Below are 23,903 nucleotides of genomic sequence, written 5' to 3' on the forward strand. Positions count from 1 at the left end.
ATTGACGTATCTGTCCTGGCCGTCGTAGTTTCGGTCAAACAGTTTGACCCAATTCATCCTGCCTGTGCTACCGGTGACTCCCATGGCCTTCTCCGAACGCGTTGCCCGCCTGAAAAGCTCCCTGATCCGTGAAATCCTCGCCGCGGCGCAACGTCCGGAGGTGATGTCCTTCGCCGGCGGCCTGCCGGCCGAGCCGATGCTGCCGAAGGTGGACTGGAGCGAGATGCCGGCCTCCATCGGCCAGTACGGCATGAGCGAGGGCGAGCCGGCGCTGCGCGAGGCCATCGCCGCCGAGGCCAGCAAGCTGGGCGTGCAGTGCGATGCCAGCCAGGTGCTGATCACCTGCGGCTCGCAGCAGACCCTGGACCTGGCCAGCAAGCTGTTCATCGACCCGGGCACCGAAATCCTCGTCGAGGGGCCGACTTACCTGGCCGCGCTGCAGTCCTTCCAGCTGTTCGGCGCCGACTGCCTCACCGTGCCCCAGGAAGCAGACGGCCCGCAGCTGGAGGCCCTGCGCGAGTGCCTGCAGAAGCACAAGCCGGCCTTCGCCTACCTGATCCCCACCTTCCAGAACCCTTCCGCCGTGCGCTACAGCGAGGCCAAGCGCGACGCGGTGGCGGCGCTGCTCGACGAATTCAACGTCACCCTGATCGAGGACGAGCCGTACCGCGAACTGGTGTTCGACGCCGGCAGCGCAACCCCCATCGTCAGCCGCCTCAAGCGCGCCAGCTGGATCTACACCGGCACCGTGTCCAAGACCCTGCTGCCGGGGCTGCGCGTCGGCTTCCTGATCGCCACCCCGGACCTGTTCCCGCACCTGCTGCGCCTGAAGCAGGCCGCCGACCTGCACACCAACCGCATCGGCCAGTGGCAGGCGCTGCAGTGGTTCGGAACCGAGAAGTACCGGGCCCACCTGGCCGAGCTGCGCGACTTCTACCGGGTGCGCCGTGACGCCATGCAGGTGGCGCTGGAGGAGCATTTCGGCGACCTGGCGACCTGGCAGGTGCCGCAAGGCGGCCTGTTCTTCTGGCTGACCCTGAAGAACACGCTGGACACCCGCACCCTGCTGCAGCCGGCCATGGCGCAGAACGTCGCGTTCATGCCAGGCGAGCCGTTCTTCAGCGAGCCGGACGACAACCTCGGCCATCTGCGGCTGAACTTCAGCCACGTGCCGCCGGAGCGCCTGGGCGAAGGCCTGCGCCGACTGGCCGCCGTGATCCGCGAAGCGCAGGAGGGCCGCTAGTCATGTTCAAGGTCTACGGCGATTACCGTTCCGGCAACTGCTACAAGGTCAAGCTGATGCTGCATCTGCTCGGCCACGAATATCAGTGGCTGCCGATCGACATCCTCAAGGGCGAGACCCAGACCGCCGAGTTCCTGGCCAAGAACCCCAACGGCAAGATTCCGGTGCTGGAACTGGAAGACGGCACCTTCCTGTGGGAGTCCAACGCCATCCTCAACTTCCTGGCCGACGGCAGCGAATTCATCCCGAGCGAGCCGCGCCTGCGCACCCAGATGCTGCAATGGCAGTTCTTCGAACAGTACAGCCACGAGCCCTACGTGGCGGTGGCCCGCTTCATCCAGCTCTACCAGGGCCTGCCGGAAGCGCGCAGGGCCGAGTACGAGGAATGCCACGTGCGCGGCTACAAGGCGTTCAAGGTGATGGAGCAGCAACTGCAGCGCACGCCGTACCTGGTGGGCGAGCACTACACCCTCGCCGACATCGCCCTGTACGCCTACACCCACGTGGCCCACGAGGGCGGCTTCGACCTCTCCGGCTTCCCGGCGATCAACGCCTGGCTCGAGCGCGTCGCCAGCCACCCACGGCACGTGGCGATGCTCGACTGACGAAAAAACCGGCCTAGGCCTTGCGCGATCGACTTAGCGAGGCCACTTCTCCGTCATCGGTTCCCCGTCGGCAAGCCAACCCAACGCCTCTATCGAACGGAAGGCCTGGGCCGCGGAACGCTCGACCTCGGACGGACAGAAGGTTGGCGTCGTCGAGGGTGGTGGGGTGGATGATAAAGGGCATGGGGGACTAAAGCGGTATGACAGAGCAACCTGAACGCCGTGTCGGTCGAACCTGGCACCCTGAACCGAAAAGATCTGAACGGCTGCTGGGAGTTTGATAGGCGGTAGAGTCGGTAGAGCGCTATCGCAAGATCTGCAATAGCGCTCTATTCAGTAAGCTTATAGTGGCTTCCGCAATAGATCATCCAGAATGCTGATGGTGCTATTGCAGCTATCCCATTGCTTTGCCTTGATCAAAGAGATGAATTCGCGAGCCGCCCTACTTATCTCTGTAGAAAATTCAGATAGCTCTCCAGAGACGAGCGCATTGGCATGGAAAAAGTATATTTTGCCATTGCTTACTTCTACGGAGATTGGCTCTGGCTCTTCTAGAATTGAGATATTTGCCGAGCCCTCTTTGGTGGGCAGCGATGAAAATTGCAGTAGAGACAATAGCCATGAATCAATGTATGTATTCTCTATGCGAATCTCGCCTTGATCGTCACAAATTTTCAGGTCTCCAAGTGGCTCCGAATCTGTTGGGCTTGATGGGTCCAGCAGGTACTCAATCTTGAACATGGATTAGTCCACTATGTAAACAGTTCTAATATTATTCGATGAGTTGACCATAACTCTTACTGGAACGGACTTCCCTCCGATTGTAGCATTTGTTTGATAAGCGGATCGGCCGCCAGAGGCACCAACAAAATTACTCGGATTACTTGCTGTTCTTTGCCCTAGATTGACTTGGTTCTGCAAGGTAAAGGCTGGATCCAGCTGCTGGAACTGTGGCAGATGCTTTCCAGTGTGTTTCAAATTTTTGTTGCTGATTCCTGGGCATTGATCTGGGTTGAAATCTTGTTTGCATATAGGATCGTTAGGGTAGAGCAAGCAGTAGTCTCCATTCCCTCCACCGGCAGACGCAGTGCTACTCCCACCTGTGGGTGTGGACCCAGTCATTAGCATTGATGACCCGACAAGAGCTGTCCCTGTAAGAGCTGTTCCTGTCAGTAAAACGCCTGTGCCGGTGGAGGCTGTCGTCCCTGTGCCTGCGAAAAGGAACCCTAAGAACCAAACTGCCCGACCGTCTGGGTCGAAGTTGTTGATCGGATTCTGATAGGTATACCCGTAAGTATTTAGCCCACCCTCAAGCCCAATCGGATCACTCTCGACATACCGCCCAGTCTGCGGGTCGTAATCCCTGAAGTAGTTGTAGTGCAGCCCACTCTCGCTGTCGTAGTACTGCTCCGGGAAGCGCAGGTTGACGATGGTCGCCAGGCCGTTGCCATCCGGGTCTTGAGAGGGTGAGGTTTCGCCAAACGGCGTGCTGTCCCAGCGCCACACCACCTGACCGCCCGCATTGGAAGCACGACGAGGCGTTGCCAGGTGATCGGTGTGGAGGAAGATAATGTCCCCGCCTGCCTCCACTTGTGCCAACGGTTGTCCGTCGAGCCAGATGTAATCGCGCAGCCTGGCGCTTGCGTTGGTTTCAGCAATCAGCTCGCCGTCCAGGCCATAGTGGTAGAGGGTGGTACCGCTGTTGGTAATCTTCTGCACGCGCTGACCGAGTCCGTTGTAGACATAGGTCGCCACAACGAGCCCGTGCTCCAGCACCTGATACAGGCGATTGGCCGAGTTGTAGGTGAGTGTCCGCAAACCATGGCTGGTTCGGTTGCCAGCTTCATCATGGCTGACCGGCGACCCTGCTCGACTGAGCAGGCGGTTGGAGGCATTGAAGTAGTCATGCTGATACGTCGCCCCGTTGAGGGTTTCACTCAGGCGGTTGCCGTTCTTGTCGTATGTGTACGAGGCGGGCGACAGGTTGCCGATAGTGAAACCATCCAGGCGGTCAAGCTCGTCGTATTCGAACTGATCGGTGCCTGCTGGAGACTGGCGAAGCGTCAGGTTGCTGTTCCAGTCGTATTCGTGGTTCCAGACCTCGCCCGCGAGATTGATCTGCTTGAGCCGGCCCGACAGGTCATAGCTGCGCGACTCCACCAGACCATTGCCAAAGAACTGTGCTGTGGGCAGCCCATCGGCCCGGTAGTTACGGCCACTGATCAGGGCCTTCTGCTGCCCATCGACGATGGCCCTGACACCGATGACTCTGCCCAGGTCATCCCGGGTATAGGTCGCCTGTGTCCCGGAGGAGGCCGTGACCTGACTGACCCGATTGCCTGCGTCATAGGTGTACTCGGTGATAAAGCTTCCCCACGTCCCGCTGCGGGTGTGCTTGAGGACATTGCCGAAGCCATCATGCTCGAACACCTGGGTGCCGCTGCCATCGATGACCTGGCAGCGACGCCCGATCGAGGTCGGGCAGTCGTAGCCGAATTGCACATCCTCTGCCGATCCGGGGTAGTCGACGGCGGTGACGCGATTGAGGGCGTCATAGCTGAAGAGTGCGGTAACTCCACGTGCATCCTGACGGCTGATCAGATTGCCAGCGGCGTCATAGGCGTAATGCGTGAGGCCACGATCCGGTGAGTCTTCGGAGAGTCGGTTACCGAGGTCATCGTAAGCGTAGGTAGTCACTGCATTGTTGGGCGCTGCGACGGCAATGACTTGGTCATTGACGTCGTAGTCGTAGCTGGTGATACCGAACCTCACATCAGTAGTGCGGAACAGCCGATTGAGGCTGTCGTACTCGTGATGGGTGGCAAGGGTGCCACCCGCTGCGTTGGTATTGGGATCCTTCTCGGAAAGCAGATTGCCCACCGCATCGGAGACCAATGTCGTGATGCTGGTCCGGGTCGCATCGATGTCATTGTTGAGGCTCTGGACGCGGTTACGCAGGTCGTATGCGTAGCTGCGGCTGTTCACCTGAGTGCCGTCGGGGTTGAAGAGATCTTCCTTCGTGCGATTGCCCCGAGAGTCGTAGTCGTACTCAACCTTGTTGCCATGCGAGTCGGTGACACTACGCAGCTTGCGAGCGGCATCGTAGGTGTAGGTCAGTTGCACGCCATCCGGCTGAGTGACGGTGGCGATGTCTCCGGCGGGGGTATAGGTAAGCGCCGTGGTGCGCGAAGCCCCGCCGCTGGAGGCCACGGTCTGGCTTACCCGGCCAACAGGATCGTAGGTGTAACTGGTGGTGAGCCCATTGGGAGCAACGATGCGTCCGACACGGCCAGCCGCATCGTAGTCTTCGTATCGGGTGATCTGGCCGAGGGCATTGGTAACGGTACGCAGCTGACCGCAGTTGCCGCCGGTGTTGCAGAGGTAGTAATCGTACCGGGTGACATCGGCCACATCGGTACGGGGGCCGTCGATTTCGGATACCTGGCCATTCAGGTTATAGGTCACACCTACCGTGCGAGAGACCGACGCACCTGTCGGCGTATAGCCGGACTGCGTGATGCTGGTTGGCAGGCTTGGAAAGCGGATGTCCTGATAGCTGATGGCTGTACGCGATTTCTGCCCGGCGTACACGCTGGGCTTCTCAACCAGGGTAGGGAGATCGCTCAGGTCATTCAGGTACTGGTAGGTCGTGGTGCGAGCCTGAGGCGTACCGTCCGCCTCGGTCATGCTGGTGCGGTGGTAGGTGTCGTAGGTGTAAGAGGTTTTGTTGCCGCGCTCATCAGTTACCGAAGTTAACTGTCGGCTGGAGAGGTCATAAGCGAGTGCCCGCGTGCCATAAGGACCCACCTCGCGAGATACAAAACGTTGACCTGCTTGAGGCTGCACGAAGTGGTAAGTGGTAGCGGTTCCGTTTGCATCTTTCACTGTAGTTGTGGCATTGGAATTATAGGCAAGCGTATGACGCTCCATGCCTCCCGCATGCTCAGTCGAGACTGCACGCCCCAGATTGTCATAGCCAAAGGTACTGTAGCGAATACCGTTAAATGAAACACCCGTCAGATGACCAAGAAAGACGGAATCCTCGTAGTGATAACTGCGAACATTGCCATCTGGCTGAGTGACACTCACTAGGTAGTTATCGGCATAAGCAAATTGTACGTGGCGACCGGTGTTGTCAGTGACAGCTGCCAGCTTTGCATCCGGATGGTAAGTGAATGTGAGCTTATGCCCATGGGCCTGTTACCTGTTGGAGGTGTCCAGCAGGATCATAAGTAAGACTGACAGTCTCTCCAGTTGCCGATTCCCTTCGAAGCCAACGGCCGTCGCTACCAAAGCTGTCGGTTACACCATCAGGATGAGTAACAAACCAATTACTACCAGTTCGGCGCGCTTGTCTACCAGTGCCCCAATCAGAAACATAGACTCCAGGCTGAAGAAATCGGAACGTCTCGAACTGCCCGCTTGCCCAGCTAATGCCATAGAGGTTATTCGCGCTTGCTGCGATAAGTCGTGCTGAATATGAATGGGTCCAACCAATGCCTAATGAGCTCTCATGCTGGGAGACATGGAGAGAGTTATAAGAGCGGGTAAAGTCTAGCCCCGTACGCGGCCCCAAATCACTAAAGTCGCGTTCTGTTTCGTTTTTATTGCCGTTAGCGGGGTTGCAGGGGTTGCCAATCTGCGGGTTTCGATGCTGATCACATGGGGAGGCTATTGCCTTGCTTGTAATTGTTCCCTTGGTAGGATTTTGACAGCCTTCAGACAGAAGTATGTATTGCTGACCGGAGGGCTTTTGAAGTGCCTCTGTATATTCGACATGTTCAAGCTTGTGGTTGGCTGGGCAGCTTAAGTCTTTGTTGCGTATGAGAAAGGTGCTGGCCTTGGACGGCTTCGATTGATTAGGGCAGCTAACCTCGATGATGTAATCTATGCGTTCCTCGGCGCTCCCTCCCCAGTACAAGACATACTCTGGCCCAGCGGGGATATTGGGGTATATGGGGTGCCAGTCACTTGATGGGTACACATCGACAATACAATTAGCGTTGGTACCGTTTTTTGTAGTCCATTCATACAACTTCTGGGCTGCTTGCTGCTCGCTGTCGTACCACTCGCTAGTTGTCTGAAGCTGGGCACGATATTGCCATGCGCTAAGGGACGCTGGGACAGGAGGGACCCGATATCGTCGACTGCTTCTATTGGCGAGGTGCGAAAACTGCAGCTTTTCATACATCGAGACTTGGCCCCCAACAGTCGTGACAGGTTGCCCTCGCATAGCCTCTTCTGCCGCCTCTAGCGACTTGAATGTTCCCCCTAGACTAGCAACCGTAAACTCTACTGCTTCGGGAGTAGCCGCGATAGCAAGGGAAGGAGTGATTGCAATGCAGAGACTCGATACAAGCCCGATAGGTATAAGCAGTAGAAGAAGACGAGATAGTAAAAGCTTCATTATCAGAAACATCCCTGTAGAAATTGGATGTGAGAGATTGCATGTGCAGAAGTCTCTCTGACTAGCACTTCCTTGATGTGCTCAGTGAGGCTGGGCATAAGCTTGGTGAGACGGAATATTCAACGTTTCTTAGGGATGGGTACCTTCTCGGCAAGCGTACTAATCAACTGCCAGTGCATAAACAATTTAGAATAGTGGAGTCAGCTGAAATTTTGGGCCAGTCAAAACTCAAAACCTGCGGGCGGAGCGGGCATCCTTGCCGACACAGCCGTGCTCACGTGGGCGCGGTCAATGTTGCTTGCACAATGACTGCCGAAGCCGGCTTTCTTTACCATGTTCAGTCTTTGATCAGGCTGAGGAATTCGCTGCGGGTGGCAGCGTTCTCGCGGAACTCACCGAGCATCACCGAGGTGACCATGGAGGAGTTCTGCTTCTCCACGCCGCGCATCATCATGCACATGTGCTGGGCCTCGATGACCACGGCCACGCCCTGGGCACCAGTGACCTGCTGAATGGCCTCGGCGATCTGCCGGCTGAGGTTTTCCTGGATCTGCAGGCGGCGGGCGTACATGTCGACGATGCGCGCCACCTTGGACAGACCGAGCACCTTGCCCTTGGGCAGGTAGGCCACGTGGGCCTTGCCGATGAAGGGCAGCAGGTGGTGCTCACACAGGGAATACAGCTCGATGTTCTTGACCAGCACCATCTCGCTGTTGTCGGAGCTGAACAGCGCGCCGTTGGTGACTTCCTCGATCGTCTGCTGGTAGCCGCGGCAGAGGTACTGCATGGCCTTGGCGGCGCGTTGCGGAGTGTCGAGCAGGCCCTCGCGGGAAACGTCCTCGCCGAGTTGGCCGAGAATCGCGGTGTACTGCTGAGCCAGTTTCTGAGTGCTAGATTCCATGAGGTTTCCAGGGCTGTTGAAAGAGTTCCGTATCGTCCGTCCGCGCGGCCGGCGCACTGCGGGCGGCGGCCCGGCGCGGATGACCACGCAGGCAATGAAGCTCCGCATCATACCCGCCCGCGGACGCGGAGTCGCGCAGGCCGCACGTGTATCGTGCATCCGGCCGCGACCGCAGCCATGATTCAATTGCAACAAGTGGCAAGCCAGGCGGCTCGAAAGGCTACCGGCATGTCGCCATCGGATCACGCGGCCCAGCGCCGAATAACAAGGAGAAAGGCAATGAGCATTCCGTTCTGGTGTGTGTTTATCGCGGCCCTGCTGATCTACGCCGCCAAGCTGCCCGTGGCGCGGGCGATGAACGCCGAGTCCGGCGGCTATGACAACCACAACCCGCGCGCCCAGCAGGCCCGGCTCACCGGCCTCGGCGCCAGGGCCCACGCGGCGCATCTGAACAGCATCGAGATGTTCCCGCTGTTCGCTGCCGGCGTGCTGATGGCCCACACCACCAACGTGTTCGGCTGGTGGGTGGACCTGTTGGCGATCCTGTTCATCGTCGCGCGGGTGCTCTACCTGCTGTTCTACTGGCGCGACCTGGCCTGGCAGCGCTCGCTGGTGTGGACGGTGGGCCTGGTCTGCTGCCTGCTGCTGATGCTCAGCCCGGCGCTGCGCTGGTTGCTCGTGACGGTCTGAAACGACGAAGCCCGCCGAGATGGCGGGCTTCTTTCATGCGGTGCCTCAGCGGCCCTGGACGGCGTCGCCTATCTCGTCGGCGGCGCCTTTCGCGGCATCGGACGTGTCTTCGGCCGCCTCATCCAGGCGTTCGCCCAGCGTGGGTTCGTGGCCCGTGGCCTGGTCGACCTTCTTCTCGATGGCCTCGCCGGTGTCCTCGGCGGCATTGCCGAGCGACTCCATGGCTTCGGAAACGTTTTCCTTGGCCGATTCCATCTTGTCTTCCGGAGTCTTCTCGCAGGCGGCCAGACCCAGGGTCATGGCGAGGAGGAGGGCGTAGGTAAGGGGCTTGTGCACGATTCGATCTCCTGTTCGATGCGGATGCGCGTGTACGGCACCCGTCTCGCTTGGAGCGAAGCGGCGCAGGTGAAGTTCCTGAGGGGAGGGGACCGATGCCCGCGGCTGGCGCGGGCATCGGCGGGAATCACTGCTGTTGCTGGCCGGCGGGAGGCGGCGGGGCGGGGATGGTCGGGTTGGCCGGCGGCACCGCCTCGTTGTTCTCCTTGGCGCGCTCACGGGCCGCTTCGTCCGCCGCGCGGGCGGCGTCGTTGCTGTGCTCGGCGGCGTCCTTCAGCGATTCGCGGGCTTCCTCTTGCGCTTCGCGCGCCTCTTCCGCCTTGTCTTCGGACGGTTTGTCGCAGGCGGCGAGGCCAAGCGTGGCAGCGAGCATGAACGCATAGGCGATTGGTTTGTGCATGGGCTGTTTCTCCTTGTGGTAAGGCCATCGCTCTTTCGAGACGGCCCCCGCGGGGAAGGTTCAGACTGTTTTGCCCGCGGCTATGTGCGCGGCGGCCGCGCCGCTATCATGGGCGGATTTTCCGCATCGCCACGAGGTATCGACGATGAGCGACAACGCCGTTCTGCAGAGGGCCCAGCGCTTCCTGTCCGCCCTGCGCCACTGCCAGGTCCTGGGCCTGAGCGTGCACGAGGCCGGGCCGGAGGGGCTGACCCTGCGCCTTCCCTACAGCACCCAGATCATCGGCAACCCCGAGAGCGGGGTGATCCACGGGGGCGCCATCACCACCCTGATGGACACCACCTGCGGCATCTCGACCGTCTGCGTGCTGCCGGAATTCGAGATCTGCCCGACCCTGGACCTGCGCATCGACTACATGCGCCCGGCCCAGCCGCACATGGATGTCTATGGATTCGCCGAATGCTACCGGGTGACCGAGAACGTCATCTTCACCCGCGGCTACGCCTACCAAGACGACCCGGCCGAGCCGATCGCCCACGTGGTCGGCGCCTTCATGCGCATGGGCAAGCCGGGCGGCCCGAAGACGCCCGCCCAAGGAGCCGCGTGATGACCTCGCTGAACTTCAACGCGCTGGTGCGCGAAGCCCACGAGAAGAACGAGTACGACGCGCTGATCAGCCTGATCCCCTATGCGCGGATGATCGGCATCGAGTGCCTGCGCCTGGGCGACGACATGGTATTCCGCCTGCCGGCGAACAAGGACAACATCGGCAATCCGACCCTGCCCGCGCTGCACGGCGGGGTGATCGCCGGCTTCATGGAGCATGCCGCGATGCTCCACCTGCTGATGTTCATGGGCATCCCACATTTGCCGAAAATCATCGACTTCTCGATAGATTACCTGCGCGCCGGTCATTATCGTGACACCTACGCCCAGTGCCAGGTCTGGCGCCAGGGACGCCGGGTGGCCAACGTCGCCATCACGGCCTGGCAGACCAGCCAGAGCGAACCCATCGCCACCGCCCGCGCCCACTTCAAGGTCGACGAACCCTGATCGGAGCGGGCACATAACAACAAGGAACTCGAATGGATGCGTTGCTGATCCTCGGCGGCCTGCTGCTGATTCTCGCCGGCCTGGTGTGGCTGGTGATGCGGGCCTTCTCCACCAGCCTGCTGTGGGGCTGGGGCAGCCTGATTCCTCCCATCACCCTGATCTACGCGCTGCGCCACTGGCGCAGCGCCAGGCAGGCCGTGATGCTGGCCGCCCTGGGTATCATCCCGCTGGTGGTGGGCATGGTGCTGATGGCCAGCCAGGATGCCGCCCGCCTCGAGGCGATTCTCAGCCTGCGCTGGCTGAAGGAGCCGCCCAAGGCGCCGGCGGAGCTGGAAATCCGTCTGTATGGCGAACTCAACGGCGAACCCTTCGCCCCGCAGTACGCCGAGCTGATCGACGGCGTGCTCAGCCTGCGTGAAGGCGAGGACTTCTTCGCCCGCCGCGAGGTGGCGATCCGCCTGCCGAGGACGCAGAAGACACCGGTGCAGCTGGACGTGCTGCCGGAAGACACCGGCGGGCCGGAAGTGGAGATCAGCTGGCTGCTGCCCGACCAGGACCTGCCCGAGGCCCGGCGCCTGAGCCGGGGCTACACCCTGCACCTGAACCTGCAGCCGCTACCGCCGAACAAGCTGCAGGGCGACTTTCACCTGGTCCTGCCGCCGTCCTTCAAGACCAGCCTGAGCGGCCGCCTGGAGCTGTTCGCCGACCGTCTGCGCTACCAGCACGGGCGCCTCGATGCCCGCTTCGACTCGCGGGAGACCCTGGCCAAGGTCATCGACGACTACCTGCAGCGCCGTTTCGCCACCCGCCTGGTGCAACTGGCCGAGCTGCCGGAGGTGAGCTTCCCGGCCACCCGCCTGCCGATCACCGTCCAGGCGCGGATCAACGGCAAGGAACAGAGCCTGGACCTGGTGCTGGAAAAGACCGCGCTGGGCTGGCAGGTGCAGGGCGACAACCATCCGCCGCTGGACGAGACGCGCACCGCGGAGCCGAGCAAGGTGGCCGAGCCGGCGGCGGCCGAGGTCGTGGCGGCGCAGAACCCCCGTCCTGCGCTGGACCGCCGCCAGCGCTTCTCCCTGCCGCGCCTGCAGCGCAACCCGGAGCAGTACCGCAACCTCGCGATGCGCGTGAGCAAGGCGGGCGGCGGCACGGTGGAGGGGCGCTTCGTCGGCCTGGATGCCGATGGCAGCCTGCGCCTCATCCAGCAGATCGGCAGCGGCGGCGGCCAGGCCAGCTTCAGCTTCAGGCCGGAAGACATCGGCGGCATCGAACTGCTGGAGCCCTGATTTTCGCAAGGCCTTGAAATCCCTCCCGAACACCCCATCTGTATGACACCCGCCGCCATCGCGCGGCCTGTCATGCATGTGGAGTTCGACGACCATGAGTGTGGAGACTCAAAAAGAAACCCTGGGCTTCCAGACCGAGGTGAAGCAGCTGCTGCACCTGATGATCCATTCGCTGTATTCCAACAAGGAAATCTTCCTCCGCGAACTGATTTCCAACGCCTCCGACGCCGCCGACAAGCTGCGCTTCGAAGCGCTGGCCAAGCCGGAACTGCTCGAAGGCGGCGCCGATCTGAAGATCCGCCTGTCCTTCGACAAGGACGCCAGGATCGTCACCCTCGAAGACAACGGCATCGGCATGAGCCGCGAGGACGTGATCGCGCACCTCGGCACCATCGCCAAGTCCGGCACCGCCGACTTCATGAAGAACCTCACCGGCGACCAGAAGAAGGATTCGCACCTGATCGGCCAGTTCGGCGTGGGCTTCTATTCGGCCTTCATCGTCGCCGACAAGGTGGACGTGTTCACCCGCCGCGCCGGCCTGCCCGCCACCGAGGGCGTGCACTGGTCGTCGAAGGGCGAGGGCGACTTCGAGGTCTCGACCATCGACAAGCCCGAGCGCGGCACCCGCATCGTCCTGCACCTGAAGAGCGGCGAGGAAGAGTTCGCCGATGGCTGGCGCCTGCGCAACGTGGTCAAGAAATACTCCGACCACATCGCCCTGCCGATCGAACTGCCGAAAGACCCCATCTCTTCTCAAGAGCACGGCGAAGAGGCGGGCAAGCCGGCCGAGCCCGAGTGGGAGACCGTCAACCGCGCCAGCGCCCTGTGGACCCGCAGCCGTACCGAGGTCAAGGACGAGGAATACCAGGAGTTCTACAAGCACGTCGCCCACGATTTCGAGAATCCGCTGAGCTGGAGCCACAACAAGGTCGAGGGCAAGCTGGAATACACCTCGCTGCTCTACGTGCCGGGCCGCGCGCCGTTCGACCTGTACCAGCGCGAGGCGCCCAAGGGCCTCAAGCTCTACGTGCAGCGCGTGTTCATCATGGACCAGGCGGACGAGTTCCTGCCGCTGTACCTGCGCTTCATCAAGGGCGTGGTCGACTCCAACGACCTGTCGCTGAACGTCTCCCGCGAGATCCTGCAGAAGGACCCGGTGATCGACTCCATGAAGTCGGCGCTGACCAAGCGCGTGCTGGACATGCTGGAGAAGCTGGCGAAGAACGAACCCGAGCAGTACAAGCAGTTCTGGAAGGCCTTCGGCCAGGTGCTGAAGGAAGGTCCGGCAGAGGACTTCGCCAACAAGGAGAAGATCGCCGGCCTGCTGCGCTTCGCCTCCACCCAGGGCGACGACGGCGAGCAGTCCGTGGGCCTGGCCGACTACATCGGCCGCATGAAGGAAGGCCAGGACAAGATCTACTTCCTCACCGGCGAGACCTTCGCGCAGATCAAGAACAGCCCGCACCTGGAAGTGTTCCGCAAGAAAGGCATCGAGGTGCTGCTGCTCACCGACCGCATCGACGAGTGGCTGATGAGCTACCTGACCGAGTTCGACGGCAAGCAGTTCGTCGACGTGGCCCGTGGTGACCTGGACCTGGGCAAGCTGGACTCGGAAGAGGACAAGAAGGCCCAGGAAGAAGTCGCCAAGGCCAAGGAAGGGCTGCTGGAGCGCCTGAAAGGCGCGCTGGGCGAGCAGGTCGCCGAGGTGCGCGTGTCGCACCGCCTGACCGACTCGCCGGCGATCCTCGCCATCGGCGAACAGGACCTGGGCCTGCAGATGCGCCAGATCCTCGAGGCCAGCGGGCAGAAGGTGCCGGACGCCAAGCCGATCTTCGAGATCAACCCGCAGCACCCGCTGATCGAGAAGCTGGACGCCGAGGCTGACGAGGATCGTTTTGCCGATCTGTCGCACATCCTCTTCGACCAGGCCGCCCTGGCCGCCGGCGACAGCCTCAAGGACCCGGCCACCTACGTGCGTCGCCTCAACAAGCTGCTGGTCGAGCTGTCCGCCTGACCTGTGGCCGCTCATGAAAAAGCCCGCTTCGGCGGGCTTTTTCATGGCTATGTACCCGGTTACGTGTTGGTGGCGTAATTCTGCTCTTGTGGGAGCGACCTTGGCCGCGAAATTCGCGGATAAATCCGCTCCCACAAGGTGTGCAAGGGGTCATGCCGAGATAAGGAGAAAATTCATTTATTTTGTCTGTATGCATATTTTTTTAAACGATATTTTATAAAGAAAAAGCTGTTCCAGATGCGTGGTTTATCTTTTCCGATTGGCTCAGGAAAGGAGTGATCCATGGCATCCCTCGAACGTACCGCCTATCCAGTTCTTTCGTGCTCGTATTCGAGGGCCGAGTTGCAACGCGAATTCACCTTTTCCGAGGAAGAAGTTACCTGGATTAAAAGTCGCGCCAATGCTGCATAGTTGATCAATGTGTTTTCACCGATCCAGTTGGAGCTGATTTTTTGTCTGCACTGCAATGTGCAAATGTATGAGCGGAGAAAGAGAAAAGGGGGGCGGCAAAGAAGGCGCCAATATTTTCTGTAAACATTGCGACCATAAACACTTTATTGTTCCGTCTCGGGGCAGACAGCAGCGCTGCTGCGTGTAGGCCATGCGTAGCTCGGCGGGTACAAGAGGAAGCGCGCAAAGAACAGGATTTCAGAGAGAAAATTCGCACTTATTGGCTGCCGCGGGCGCTACTCAGTATGAGAGTCTGGATTTCGAAGATAAATATATTTATCATCTTTGATAAAGGCTCAGGCAGATCTTAAGTTTTCAATAGTTAGATCAGTCTCTGCGCGCAGTCGAGACGTAAGGCTCGCTCCGTCAGAAACTCAAGAAGATGAGATTTTACGTTTGCTCTATTCTGCGCCGCCGTCTCGTCTGCGCCAATATCGCGCAGCGCGGCCAGTATCTCGGCGAAGTGCCGCAGGCTGGAGGCGACTCGCTCGGCGTCCCAGCGTCCGGCGCCATGGGGCGCGTAGTAGACGGGAAAGCCTTGTGCTTCTTCGTCGAGATCGATGAAGAACGGGTCGCCGAAGTCGTTCGGGCTGCCAGGCGCCAGGCGAGGTGCCGACCAGGTCCTCACCGGTTAGACCGTGGCGGCGGAAGCCGATCTGCCAGCCATCCCAGTCTTCCTGCCGTGGGTAGCGGCAGGGCAGGGGCATGCTGCCCGGCGCGATGGCCTCTTCGATGAACTGGCGGACGGCGGTGGGCAGGATCGGCATGGCGGTTTCCAGGGGTGAGCAGGGCGCTTGATCGTTCCCAGGCTGGTCGCGAGGTAATAGCCGTCCCATCATATAGAACCGCTATGGATTCGAGCGTCACATGGATACGACTCACTGTCCCGAAGCTCCCAGCCGCTATGCCGTTGCTGCCGACGGCGTGCCCGTGGGCGCCGATGCGATTCATCCGGAGCCTTGGGTGAGTGAATAAGGTCTTCGAATTGCCGCACCCGGCGGGTCTGCATATTGCGCCAGGCTTGGAGGAGTCGTTTCTGGTGGGAAGCCATGGGAGCTTGATCCTGCATGGGCGCGAGACCGGGCCGGGCTGGGTCTGGTACCGGCTCGAACCGTGGCTGGACGGAGATTTCCGGCTGGGCATCGAGCTGGCCTTCCACCAGGGTGCGCTGGTGGAGTGCGTGCTGTTCCACGATGACGAAAGCGCCTATGGCCGTGGCTGGGATGAATGGTCCGAGCCCAAGGAGCGTCGTCGCGCCAAGGCACTGCGCGAGTGGCTGGCCGTGCGCGGCTGGGCGCCCGGCCTGTATGGCTGGGGCGAGGTCTGGGCCGGTTATGATCCGCGCGCGGGCTTCGGTGGAGGTGGAGTCAGGTACTCGCGCGCAGGAGATGTCTGAAGACAAAAAAATCCCCACGGACAGGAGCTGAACCGTGGGGATGCGCAATGGCCGACAAAGGGCAGTGTCGGCCCAGGAGGATCATGCCGCCCGCCGTGGCGGACGGGCTCGATGGATCAGGCGCTGGGCTGCCAGCCGCCGCCGAGCGCCTTGTAGATGGCGACGATGCCGCGATACAGCTCGACTTCCGCCTGGGCCTGGGCGTCTTCGGCGGCCAGGCGTTCGCGTTCGGCATCGAGCAGCACCAGGAAGTCCTCGGTGCCTTCGCGATAGCGCACCGCGGCCTGGGCCGCCGCCGCGCGGCTGGCCTCGGACTGGCGGACCAGCGAGACCAGGCGCTGCTGGCGCTTGGCGTAGTCGCTGAAGGCGTTTTCCGATTCTTCCAGGGCCAGCAGCACCTGCTGCTCGTAGCTGGCCAGGGCGCCCTCGGCCTCGGCTTCGGCGCCGCGCAGGCGGGCCCGCACGCTGCCCAGGTCGAACGCAGCCCAGCTGATGGTCGGCGCCACGCCCCAGGCCCGCGCATCGGCGGCGCCGAGCTGCGAACCGCGGCCGGCGGTGAAGCCGAGGAAGCCGGACAGACTCACCCGCGGGAAGAGGTCCGCCGTGGCGACCCCGACATTGGCGGTGGCGGCGGCCAGCTGGCGCTCGGCCACACGCACATCGGGGCGGCGGCGCAGCAGTTCGGCAGGATCGCCGATGGGCAGGGCCTTGGCGATCACCGGCAGCGGCCGGGGCGACAGGTCCACGCTGAGCTGTTCCGGACGCTGGCCGAGGAGGGTTGCGATGCGATGGCGGGCCCGCGCTTCCTCGGCCTGCAGTTGCGGTAGGCTGGCCTCGGTGGCGGCCAGGCGGGCGTCGGCGCGCAGCACGTCCAGCTCGCTGCCCACGCCGGCGTCACGCAGCTGCTCGGTGAGGCCGCGCGACTCCTGCTGGTTCTTCAGGTTGTCGCGGGCGATGCGTTCGCGCAGCTGTGCACCGCGCAGGTTGCCGTAGGCGTCCACCAGTTCGGCGATCAGGCTGACCTGCAACTGGTACAGCTCGGCCTCGGCGGCTTCGCTTTGCGCGTCGCTGGCCTCGATGGTGCGCTGGATGCGGCCGAACAGGTCGAGTTCCCAGGCCATGTCCAGGCCGAGGTCGTAGCGTTCCTGGCGCACGCGCTCCTCAGTGGTCGGCGGTTGCTGGGCCTTGCCGAACTCGCCGCTGGCGCGGCTGGTGATCACCGGCATCTGGTCGTTGCCGACATCGTCACGGATGGCGCGGGCGGCGCGCAGGCGGGCGAAGGCCACGCGCAACTCGCGGTTTTCCTTGAGCGACTGTTGCACCAGCTGGCTCAGGGTCGGGTCGTCGAACTGCTGCCACCAGGCCGATTCGAAGCCGGTACGGTCATAGTCGCCGGCTTCCAGGCTGGCGATCTGCGCCGGCCGGGTATCCGGCGCCTGGTAGTCCGGGCCGACGGCGCAAGCACTGACCGCGAGGGCGAGCAGGGCGGGAATCAACGGCTTCATGCATGCACCTCATGGGCGATCTGGTTGGCCTTGCGCGCTTCGCGCTTCTCCACGAAGGCGCGGATCAGCACGTAGAACACCGGGGTCAACAACAGGCCGAAGAAGGTCACGCCGATCATCCCGCTGAACACCGCCACGCCCATGGCATGGCGCATCTCGGCACCGGCACCGCTGGAGAGCACCAGGGGCACCACGCCCATGATGAAGGCGATGGAGGTCATCAGGATCGGGCGCAGACGCAGGCGGCAGGCTTCCAGTACCGCGGCGACGCGATCCAGGCCTTCTTCCTGCTTCTCCTTGGCGAACTCGACGATGAGGATGGCGTTCTTGCACGCCAGGCCCACCAGTACGATCAGGCCGATCTGGGTGAACACGTTGTTGTCGCCGCCGGCCAGGATTACCCCGACGATGGCGGAGAACAGCACGGTCGGCACGATCAGGATCACCGCCAGCGGCAGACTCCAGCTTTCGTACTGGGCGGCCAGCACCAGGAAGGCCAGCAGCACGCAGAGCGGGAAGATGAAGATCGCGGTGTTGCCGGCGAGGATCTGCTGGTAGGTCAGCTCGGTCCACTCGTAGGTCATGCCGTTGGGCAGTTCCTCCTTGAGCAGCTTGGCGATGGCCGCCTCGGCCTGGCCGGAGCTGTAGCCGGGTGCTGCCGCGCCGTTGATCTCGGCGGTGAGGAAGCCGTTGTAGTGCATCACCCGATCCGGGCCGGCGCTGTTTTCCACCTTGACGAAGGTCGACAGCGGGATCATCTCGCCACGGTTGTTGCGCACCTTGAGCTGACCGATCTGCTCCGGCTCCAGGCGGAACTGCTGGTCGGCCTGGACGTTGACCTGGTAGGTGCGGCCGAAGCGGTTGAAGTCGTTGGCGTACAGCGAGCCCAGGTACACCTGCATGGTGTCGAAGATGTCGCTGATGGCCACGCCGTGAGTCTTGGCCTTCTCGCGGTCGATGGCCGCATCCACCTGGGGCACGTTGACCTGGTAGCTGGTGAAGATCGACATCGGGTCCAGTTCGGGCAGCTGGCGCGCCTTGGCGATGACGTTCTGGGTCTGCTTGTACAGCTCCTCGTAGCCCAGGCTGCCACGGTCCTCCACCTGCAGGCGGAAGCCACCGATGGTGCCGAGGCCCTGCACGGGGGGCGGCGGGAAGATGGCGATGTAGGCATCCTGGATGTCGGCGAACTGGGCATTCAGTTCGGCGGCGATGGCAGCGGCTGACATCGACGGGTCTTTGCGCTCGTCGAACGGTTTGAGCGGGGTGAACACGATGCCGCTGTTCGGGCTGTTGGTGAAACCGTTGATCGACAGGCCCGGGAAGGCCACGGTGTTCTCCACACCCGGATGCTTGCCGGCGATTTCCGACATGCGCTTGATCACGTCCTCGGTACGGTCGAGGGTGGCGGCATCCGGCAGCTGGGCGAAGGCGACCAGGTACTGCTTGTCCTGCTGCGGCACGAACCCGCTCGGGGTGCTGGAGAAGCCCAGGTAACCGAGCGCCAGCAGGCCTGCGTAGACGAACAGGGCGATGGAGCTGCCGCGCAGCACGCGCTTCACGGTGCCGACGTAACCATGGCTGGCACGGTCGAAGAAGCGGTTGAAGGGGTTGAACAGCCAGCCGCCGAAGAGCTTGTCGAGCACCCGGGAGAAACGGTCCTTCGGCGCGTGGTGGTCCTTCAGCAGCACGGCGGCCAGGGCCGGCGACAGGGTCAGCGAGTTGAACGCCGAGATCACGGTCGAGATGGCGATGGTCAGCGCGAATTGCTGGTAGAACTGCCCGGTGAGGCCGGAGATGAACGCGGTCGGCACGAACACGGCGCACAGCACGAGGGCGGTGGCGACGATCGGGCCGGTCACTTCCTTCATGGCCTGGCGGGTGGCGTCGATGGGCGACTTGCCGAGGCCGATGTTGCGCTCGACGTTCTCCACCACGACGATGGCGTCGTCCACCACGATGCCGATGGCCAGCACCAGGCCGAACAGCGACAGGGCGTTGAGCGAGAAGCCGAACAGGTGCATCACGGCGAAGGTGCCGATCAGCGACACCGGCACGGCGGCCAGCGGGATGATCGAGGCGCGCCAGGTCTGCAGGAACAGGATCACCACCAGTACCACCAGCACGATGGCCTCGAGCAGGGTGTGCACCACCGCCTCGATGGAGCCGCGCACGAAGATGGTCGGGTCGTAGACGATCTCGTAGTCCATGCCCTGGGGGAAGGCCTGCTTCAGCTCGGCCATGCGCTCGCGCACCGAGTCGGAAATCTCGATAGCGTTGGAGCCCGGGCGCTGGAACACGGGGATGGCCACGGCCGGCTGGTTGTTCAGCAGCGAGCGCAGGGCGTACTGGCTGGAGCCCAGTTCGATGCGTGCGATGTCCTTGAGACGGGTGATCTCGCCGTCGTCGCCGGCGCGGATGATGATGTTCTCGAACTCTTCCTCGCTGACCAGGCGGCCCTGGGTGTTGATCGACAGCTGGAAGCTGTTGCCGGCATCCGAGGGCGGCGCGCCGAGGGCACCGGCGGCGACCTGGCGGTTCTGCTCGCGGATGGCGCTGACCACGTCGGTGGCGGTGAGGTTGCGCGAGGCTACCTTGTTCGGGTCGAGCCACACGCGCAGCGAGTAGTTGCCCATGCCGAACAGCTGCACGTCGCCCACGCCATCCAGCCGCGCCAGCTCGTCCTTGACGTTGAGCGCGGCGTAGTTGGACAGGTAGAGCATGTCGTAGCGCTGGTCCGGCGAGGTCAGGTGGACCACCATGGTCAGGTCGGGGGAGGCCTTGTCCACGGTCACGCCGAGCCGCTGCACCTCGGTGGGCAGGGTCGGCATGGTGCGGGTCACGCGGTTCTGCACCTGCACCTGGGCGTTGTCCAGGTCGGTGCCGAGGGCGAAGGTGATGGTCAGGGTCAGCTTGCCGTCGTTGGTCGACTGGGAGGACAGGTAGAGCATGCCCTCCACGCCGACGATGGCCTGCTCCAGCGGCGAGGCGACGGTCTCGCCGATCACCTTGGGGTTGGCACCGGGGAAGTTGGCGCGCACCACCACGGTGGGCGGCACCACTTCCGGGTATTCGCTGATCGGCAGCTGGAACAGCGAGATCGCGCCGGCGATCAGCACCAGCAGGGATAGCACGGCGGCGAAGATCGGCCGCTTTATGAAGAACTGGGAGAAGTTCATGGAGTCCTCGAACTTGGCGCGTCATGCGCGCCAGGCTTGGGTCATTCGCAGGGCGGGTGAAACCCGCGGGTTCGGTGAGGCGCGGGCATTGCCCGCCCTACGTCTGGCTCAGCTACACGGCGAGCGGGGCAGGGTGGTGTTCTTTTCCGCCACGCGCGGTGCATCGCGGTTGTCGACCGCCTGGCGCAGGCTCGCCAGCTGGGCGAGGGTGGCCTCGTCGGCCATCGGCACGGCCTGCGGCTCGACGGTGGCGCCGGGCATGGCGCGCTGCAGGCCGTTGACCACGATTTTCTCGCCCTTGGCCAGACCGGTACGGACGATACGCAGGCCCTCCAGCTTCGGGCCGAGTTCAATGGCGCGGTAGTCCACGGTGTTGTTCTCGCCGAGCACCAGGACGAACTTCTTGCCGAGGTCGGTGCCGACTGCGTCGTCCTTGATCAGAGCGGCCGGGTAGGTGCTGCTGCCGACCAGCTTGAGACGGGCATAGAGGCCGGGGGTGAATTCGCCCTTGCTGTTGTCGAACACGGCGCGGCCACGGATGGTGCCGGTGCGCGGGTTGACCTGGTTGTCGAGGAAGTCCAGCTGGCCGGCGTGTGGGTGTCCGCTCTCGCTGGACAGGCCGAGGTACACCGGGCTGGCGCCACGGGCGTCGCCGCCGGCCTTGCGGGCCAGCTCGATGTACTTGAGGAACACGCGCTCGTCGGCGTCGAAGTAGGCGTAGACCTTGTCGGTGGAAACCACCGAGGTCAGCAGCGACTGGCCGGCGTTGACCAGGTTGCCCTCGGTGATCTCGGCGCGGCTGACGCGACCGTCGATCGGCGAGGCGACGCGGGTGAAGCTGAGGTTGAGCTGGGCGTTCTCCAGCTCGGCCTGGATGGCGGCGACGGCGGCTTGGGCTTCGGTCGCGGCGCTGGCGCGGGCATCGGCCAGTTCGGCGGAAATCGCGTTGCTCTGGCGCAGGCGCTCGCCGCGACGGGCTTCGTTGATGGCCCGGGTCTGACCGGCGCGGGCCTGTTGCAGCTGGGCCTGCAGGCGCTTGACCTCGGCCTCGAATGGGCGTGGGTCGATCTGGAACAGCAGCTGGCCTTTCTTCACCAGGCTGCCTTCGTCGAAGGCGACGTGGTCGATGTAGCCGGAGACGCGCGGCCTCACCTCGACCGATTCCGGCGCCTCCAGGCGGCCGGTGAACTCGTCCCATTCGTTGATCGGCTGTTCGATCACCTCGGCGACGCTGACCTTGGCGGCCGAGGGCTGCTGGCCGACTTCCTCGCCCTTGCCGCAGGCGCTCAGCACCAGCATGGCCGCGAGGGCCAGGGGGAAGCGCCAGGAGAGATTGCGTGACTGTTCCATGTTTGACTCCGCCAGTCGGATTTGTGGATGGGCGGAGTCTGCGGCGCGGAATTTGAAGGCACGAATCGAACGCCACAAATTCAATTATCAATGCGCGTGATTTTGGTTCATCAAAGCAGGGCGTGGTTATGGAGTTGGCGAGGACGGCGCCAGGCAGTATGATTGCCATATGGCATATATTTTAATGCCATCTGACAGAAGGAGTTCTCCATGGCTATCGTAGCTGCCCTGGCCGAAATGCCGCGCTTCCAGCCGCCGCCGCCCCGCGACGGCTCGATCTGGAGCCTTCTCGGCCTTCCCACCGACGTCAGGCTGCTGCAACGCGAGATAGAGAAGGGCATGAACCACGCGCTGATCGAGCGCTTCGCCCGTATCTCGCACCTGGCGCCAACGCAGATCCTGCGCAGCCTCAACCTGAGCGAACGCACCCTGGCCAGGCGCCGCGAGAGCGGCCGCCTGCAGCGGGAGGAGAGCGATCGCCTAGTCAGTCTGCTGACCATCTACGACGCGGCGCTGCAGCTGTTCGGCGGCAACGCCGAGGCGGCTTCCCGCTGGCTCAACAGCGCCGAGCGGGCGCTGGGCGGACAGACGCCCGTCGAGTACCTGCGCACCGAACTCGGCACCCGGGAAGTCCTGGCGCTGATCCATCGTCTGGAACACGGCGTGTTCATGTGAAGCTCTATCGCATCTGCCGGCGTCGCCATCTCGACAGTTGCTGGAGCGGCCTGGGCGCAGAGCTGTACGGTGGTCGCTGGAACAGCGTCGGGCGGCGCGCCGTGTACTGCGCGACCAGCATCTCCCTGGCCATCCTCGAGGTGCTCGTTCACCTCAAGGACGAGCAGGCGCTGGAGGACTTCGTGGTTCTGGAAATCCAGGTGCCAGACGACAGCCTGATGCGCCTGTTTCCCTTGCCCGAGCAATGGAACGCCGAGCCGCTGACACCGACCTCCCAGCAGGCCGGCGACGCCTGGCTCGATAGCCTGGGTTCACTGGGGCTGGTGGTGCCTTCGGTGATCGTGCCGCCGGAGTACAACGTCCTGCTCAACCCCCGTCATTCCGGTTTCGCCCACTGCCAGGCCACGGCCCGCGAGGTGGAACTGAGGCTCGATCCGCGTCTTCTTTAGCCGAGGCTGTCCGGATCGCCGCAGAACATCTGGATGCGCGAGCGCAGCCAGCGCTCCGCCGGGTCGTTGTCCTGCGCGCCGCGCCAGGCCATGTGCAGCTCGAAGGTGCGGGTCGGCAACGGTAGATCGTCGGCCCGCAGTCCGCCCGCGGCGGTCAGCGTGGCGGCGGTGTAGTCCGGCACGGTGGCGACGATGTCGGTGCCTGCCAGCAGGGTTCCCAGCCCGTTGAACTGGGGCACCGCAAGCACCACCCGGCGCTTGCGCTCCAGCTTCTCCAGTTCCTCGTCGATGAAGCCGGTCAGGTCTCCGGCGAACGAAACCAGCGCATGGGGTCTGGCGCAGAAGTCGTCCAGGCTGATGGCGCCAGGTACGCTGTCGGCCCGCAGCAGGCGGGGCTTGCTGCGGCGCAGCACCTTGCGCTTGGCGTTGGCGGGCAGCTCATCGGTGTAGCTCACGCCCACCGAGATTTCACCGGAGGCCAGCAGGTTGGGCATCAGCAGGTAGTTGGCCCGGCGGATCACCAGCACGACGCCCGGCGCCTCGGCGCGCAGGCGTCGCAGCAGCGGCGGCAGCAGGGCGAACTCGACGTCGTCGGACAAGCCGATGCGGAACACCGCGGTGCTGGTGGCCGGGTCGAAATCGGTGGCCCGGCTGACCGCGGTCGAGATCGAGTCCAGCGCGGGAGAGAGGAGGGCGAAGATCTCGTTGGCCCGGGCGGTGGGTTCCATGCTGCGGCCAGTGCGCACGAACAGCGGGTCGTCGAAGAGGTTGCGCAGGCGGGCGAGGGCAGCGCTGATGGCCGGCTGGCCCAGGAAGAGTTTTTCCGCGGCACGGGTCACGCTGCGCTCGTACATCAGCGTCTCGAACACGATCAACAGGTTGAGATCGACGCGGCGCAAATCGTTGCGGTTCATGGCGGGCTTCCACTTTGGGTGTGTGAAAGGTGCGGCCGTGGCAAGATAAC

General features: G+C 62.9%; 20 protein-coding genes. 10 read left to right on the plus strand and 10 right to left on the minus strand.

Annotated features, from left to right (window positions below):
- Positions 1-82: 82 nt before the first annotated feature.
- A complete protein-coding gene (locus N7640_RS06830; protein WP_279902393.1) occupies positions 83-1,243 on the plus strand; it encodes a PLP-dependent aminotransferase family protein in 1,161 nt (386 codons plus the stop codon).
- Between the two features lie 2 nt (positions 1,244-1,245).
- Positions 1,246-1,848 (plus strand): glutathione S-transferase family protein, encoded by a 603-nt coding sequence (locus N7640_RS06835; protein ID WP_279902394.1) that lies wholly within the window; start codon positions 1,246-1,248, stop codon positions 1,846-1,848.
- A 342-nt stretch (positions 1,849-2,190) separates the two neighbouring features.
- On the opposite strand, the gene N7640_RS06840 is transcribed toward N7640_RS06835, so the two are convergent.
- The 3 genes from N7640_RS06840 to folE all read right to left on the minus strand — a co-directional run bounded on the left by N7640_RS06840 (position 2,191) and on the right by folE (position 8,156).
- Complete coding sequence (locus N7640_RS06840; protein ID WP_279902395.1) at positions 2,191-2,589, minus strand: hypothetical protein; 399 nt, start codon at positions 2,587-2,589, stop codon at positions 2,191-2,193.
- 3 nt (positions 2,590-2,592) lie between these two features.
- Complete coding sequence (locus tag N7640_RS06845) at positions 2,593-5,937, minus strand: RHS repeat-associated core domain-containing protein (RefSeq protein ID WP_279902396.1); 3,345 nt, start codon at positions 5,935-5,937, stop codon at positions 2,593-2,595.
- A 1,655-nt stretch (positions 5,938-7,592) separates the two neighbouring features.
- Positions 7,593-8,156 carry a GTP cyclohydrolase I FolE gene (gene folE / locus N7640_RS06850; RefSeq protein WP_220814069.1) on the minus strand — a complete coding sequence of 188 codons (564 nt, stop codon included), beginning with the start codon at positions 8,154-8,156 and terminating at the stop codon, positions 7,593-7,595.
- A 279-nt stretch (positions 8,157-8,435) separates the two neighbouring features.
- Here folE and N7640_RS06855 point away from each other — a divergent pair, with 279 nt between their 5' ends.
- The gene (locus N7640_RS06855) at positions 8,436-8,846 is read left to right on the plus strand and encodes an MAPEG family protein (protein ID WP_220814070.1); all 411 of its coding nucleotides are present in this window, start codon (positions 8,436-8,438) and stop codon (positions 8,844-8,846) included.
- A 45-nt stretch (positions 8,847-8,891) separates the two neighbouring features.
- On the opposite strand, the gene N7640_RS06860 is transcribed toward N7640_RS06855, so the two are convergent.
- Positions 8,892-9,182 carry a hypothetical protein gene (locus N7640_RS06860; protein WP_220814071.1) on the minus strand — a complete coding sequence of 97 codons (291 nt, stop codon included), beginning with the start codon at positions 9,180-9,182 and terminating at the stop codon, positions 8,892-8,894.
- Positions 9,183-9,309: 127 nt separating this feature from the next.
- Complete coding sequence (locus N7640_RS06865) at positions 9,310-9,582, minus strand: hypothetical protein (RefSeq protein WP_220814123.1); 273 nt, start codon at positions 9,580-9,582, stop codon at positions 9,310-9,312.
- A gap of 145 nt (positions 9,583-9,727) precedes the next feature.
- Between N7640_RS06865 and N7640_RS06870 the strand changes: the two genes are divergently transcribed.
- From N7640_RS06870 to htpG, 4 genes are all read left to right on the plus strand, one after another.
- A complete protein-coding gene (locus N7640_RS06870) occupies positions 9,728-10,189 on the plus strand; it encodes a PaaI family thioesterase (protein ID WP_279902397.1) in 462 nt (153 codons plus the stop codon).
- Positions 10,189-10,635 (plus strand): PaaI family thioesterase, encoded by a 447-nt coding sequence (locus tag N7640_RS06875; RefSeq protein WP_220814125.1) that lies wholly within the window; start codon positions 10,189-10,191, stop codon positions 10,633-10,635. The genes N7640_RS06870 and N7640_RS06875 overlap by 1 nt, the downstream gene beginning before the upstream one ends.
- A 32-nt stretch (positions 10,636-10,667) precedes the next feature.
- Complete coding sequence (locus tag N7640_RS06880) at positions 10,668-11,921, plus strand: MFS transporter (RefSeq protein WP_279902398.1); 1,254 nt, start codon at positions 10,668-10,670, stop codon at positions 11,919-11,921.
- A gap of 94 nt (positions 11,922-12,015) precedes the next feature.
- Complete coding sequence (htpG, locus tag N7640_RS06885; protein WP_279902399.1) at positions 12,016-13,935, plus strand: molecular chaperone HtpG; 1,920 nt, start codon at positions 12,016-12,018, stop codon at positions 13,933-13,935.
- A 772-nt stretch (positions 13,936-14,707) separates the two neighbouring features.
- On the opposite strand, the gene N7640_RS06890 is transcribed toward htpG, so the two are convergent.
- A complete protein-coding gene (locus N7640_RS06890; RefSeq protein WP_279902400.1) occupies positions 14,708-15,013 on the minus strand; it encodes a hypothetical protein in 306 nt (101 codons plus the stop codon).
- Positions 15,014-15,352: 339 nt separating this feature from the next.
- Here N7640_RS06890 and N7640_RS06895 point away from each other — a divergent pair, with 339 nt between their 5' ends.
- On the plus strand, positions 15,353-15,781 hold the full coding sequence (locus tag N7640_RS06895; RefSeq protein WP_279902401.1) for a hypothetical protein: 429 nt from the start codon (positions 15,353-15,355) through the stop codon (positions 15,779-15,781).
- 116 nt (positions 15,782-15,897) lie between these two features.
- Here the strand turns inward: N7640_RS06895 and N7640_RS06900 are convergent, their stop codons facing one another.
- The 3 genes from N7640_RS06900 to mexE form a co-directional block, all read right to left on the minus strand.
- Entirely contained in the window at positions 15,898-17,286 is a 1,389-nt protein-coding gene (locus N7640_RS06900; protein ID WP_279902402.1) for a TolC family protein, read from the minus strand.
- Positions 17,283-20,465, minus strand: coding sequence for an efflux RND transporter permease subunit (locus N7640_RS06905; protein ID WP_279902403.1), 3,183 nt, complete (start codon positions 20,463-20,465; stop codon positions 17,283-17,285). The genes N7640_RS06900 and N7640_RS06905 overlap by 4 nt, the downstream gene beginning before the upstream one ends.
- Positions 20,466-20,573: 108 nt before the next feature.
- Positions 20,574-21,815: a multidrug efflux RND transporter periplasmic adaptor subunit MexE gene (gene mexE / locus N7640_RS06910; protein WP_279902404.1), complete on the minus strand. Its 1,242-nt coding sequence runs from the start codon at positions 21,813-21,815 to the stop codon at positions 20,574-20,576.
- A 210-nt stretch (positions 21,816-22,025) separates the two neighbouring features.
- Here mexE and N7640_RS06915 point away from each other — a divergent pair, with 210 nt between their 5' ends.
- Together N7640_RS06915 and N7640_RS06920 are read left to right on the plus strand one after the other, a co-directional pair.
- Positions 22,026-22,490, plus strand: a complete 465-nt coding sequence (locus N7640_RS06915; protein WP_279902405.1) for an antitoxin Xre/MbcA/ParS toxin-binding domain-containing protein — start codon at positions 22,026-22,028, stop codon at positions 22,488-22,490.
- Complete coding sequence (locus N7640_RS06920) at positions 22,487-22,939, plus strand: RES family NAD+ phosphorylase (protein WP_279902406.1); 453 nt, start codon at positions 22,487-22,489, stop codon at positions 22,937-22,939. Before N7640_RS06915 ends, N7640_RS06920 begins: the two co-directional genes overlap by 4 nt.
- On the opposite strand, the gene N7640_RS06925 is transcribed toward N7640_RS06920, so the two are convergent.
- A complete protein-coding gene (locus N7640_RS06925; protein WP_279902407.1) occupies positions 22,936-23,853 on the minus strand; it encodes a LysR family transcriptional regulator in 918 nt (305 codons plus the stop codon). The two genes, N7640_RS06920 and N7640_RS06925, sit on opposite strands and share 4 nt — an antisense overlap.
- Between the last annotated feature and the right edge of the window lie 50 nt (positions 23,854-23,903).

Source organism: Pseudomonas sp. GD04015 (genome assembly GCF_029837675.1).
Lineage (GTDB): Bacteria > Pseudomonadota > Gammaproteobacteria > Pseudomonadales > Pseudomonadaceae > Aquipseudomonas > Aquipseudomonas paralcaligenes.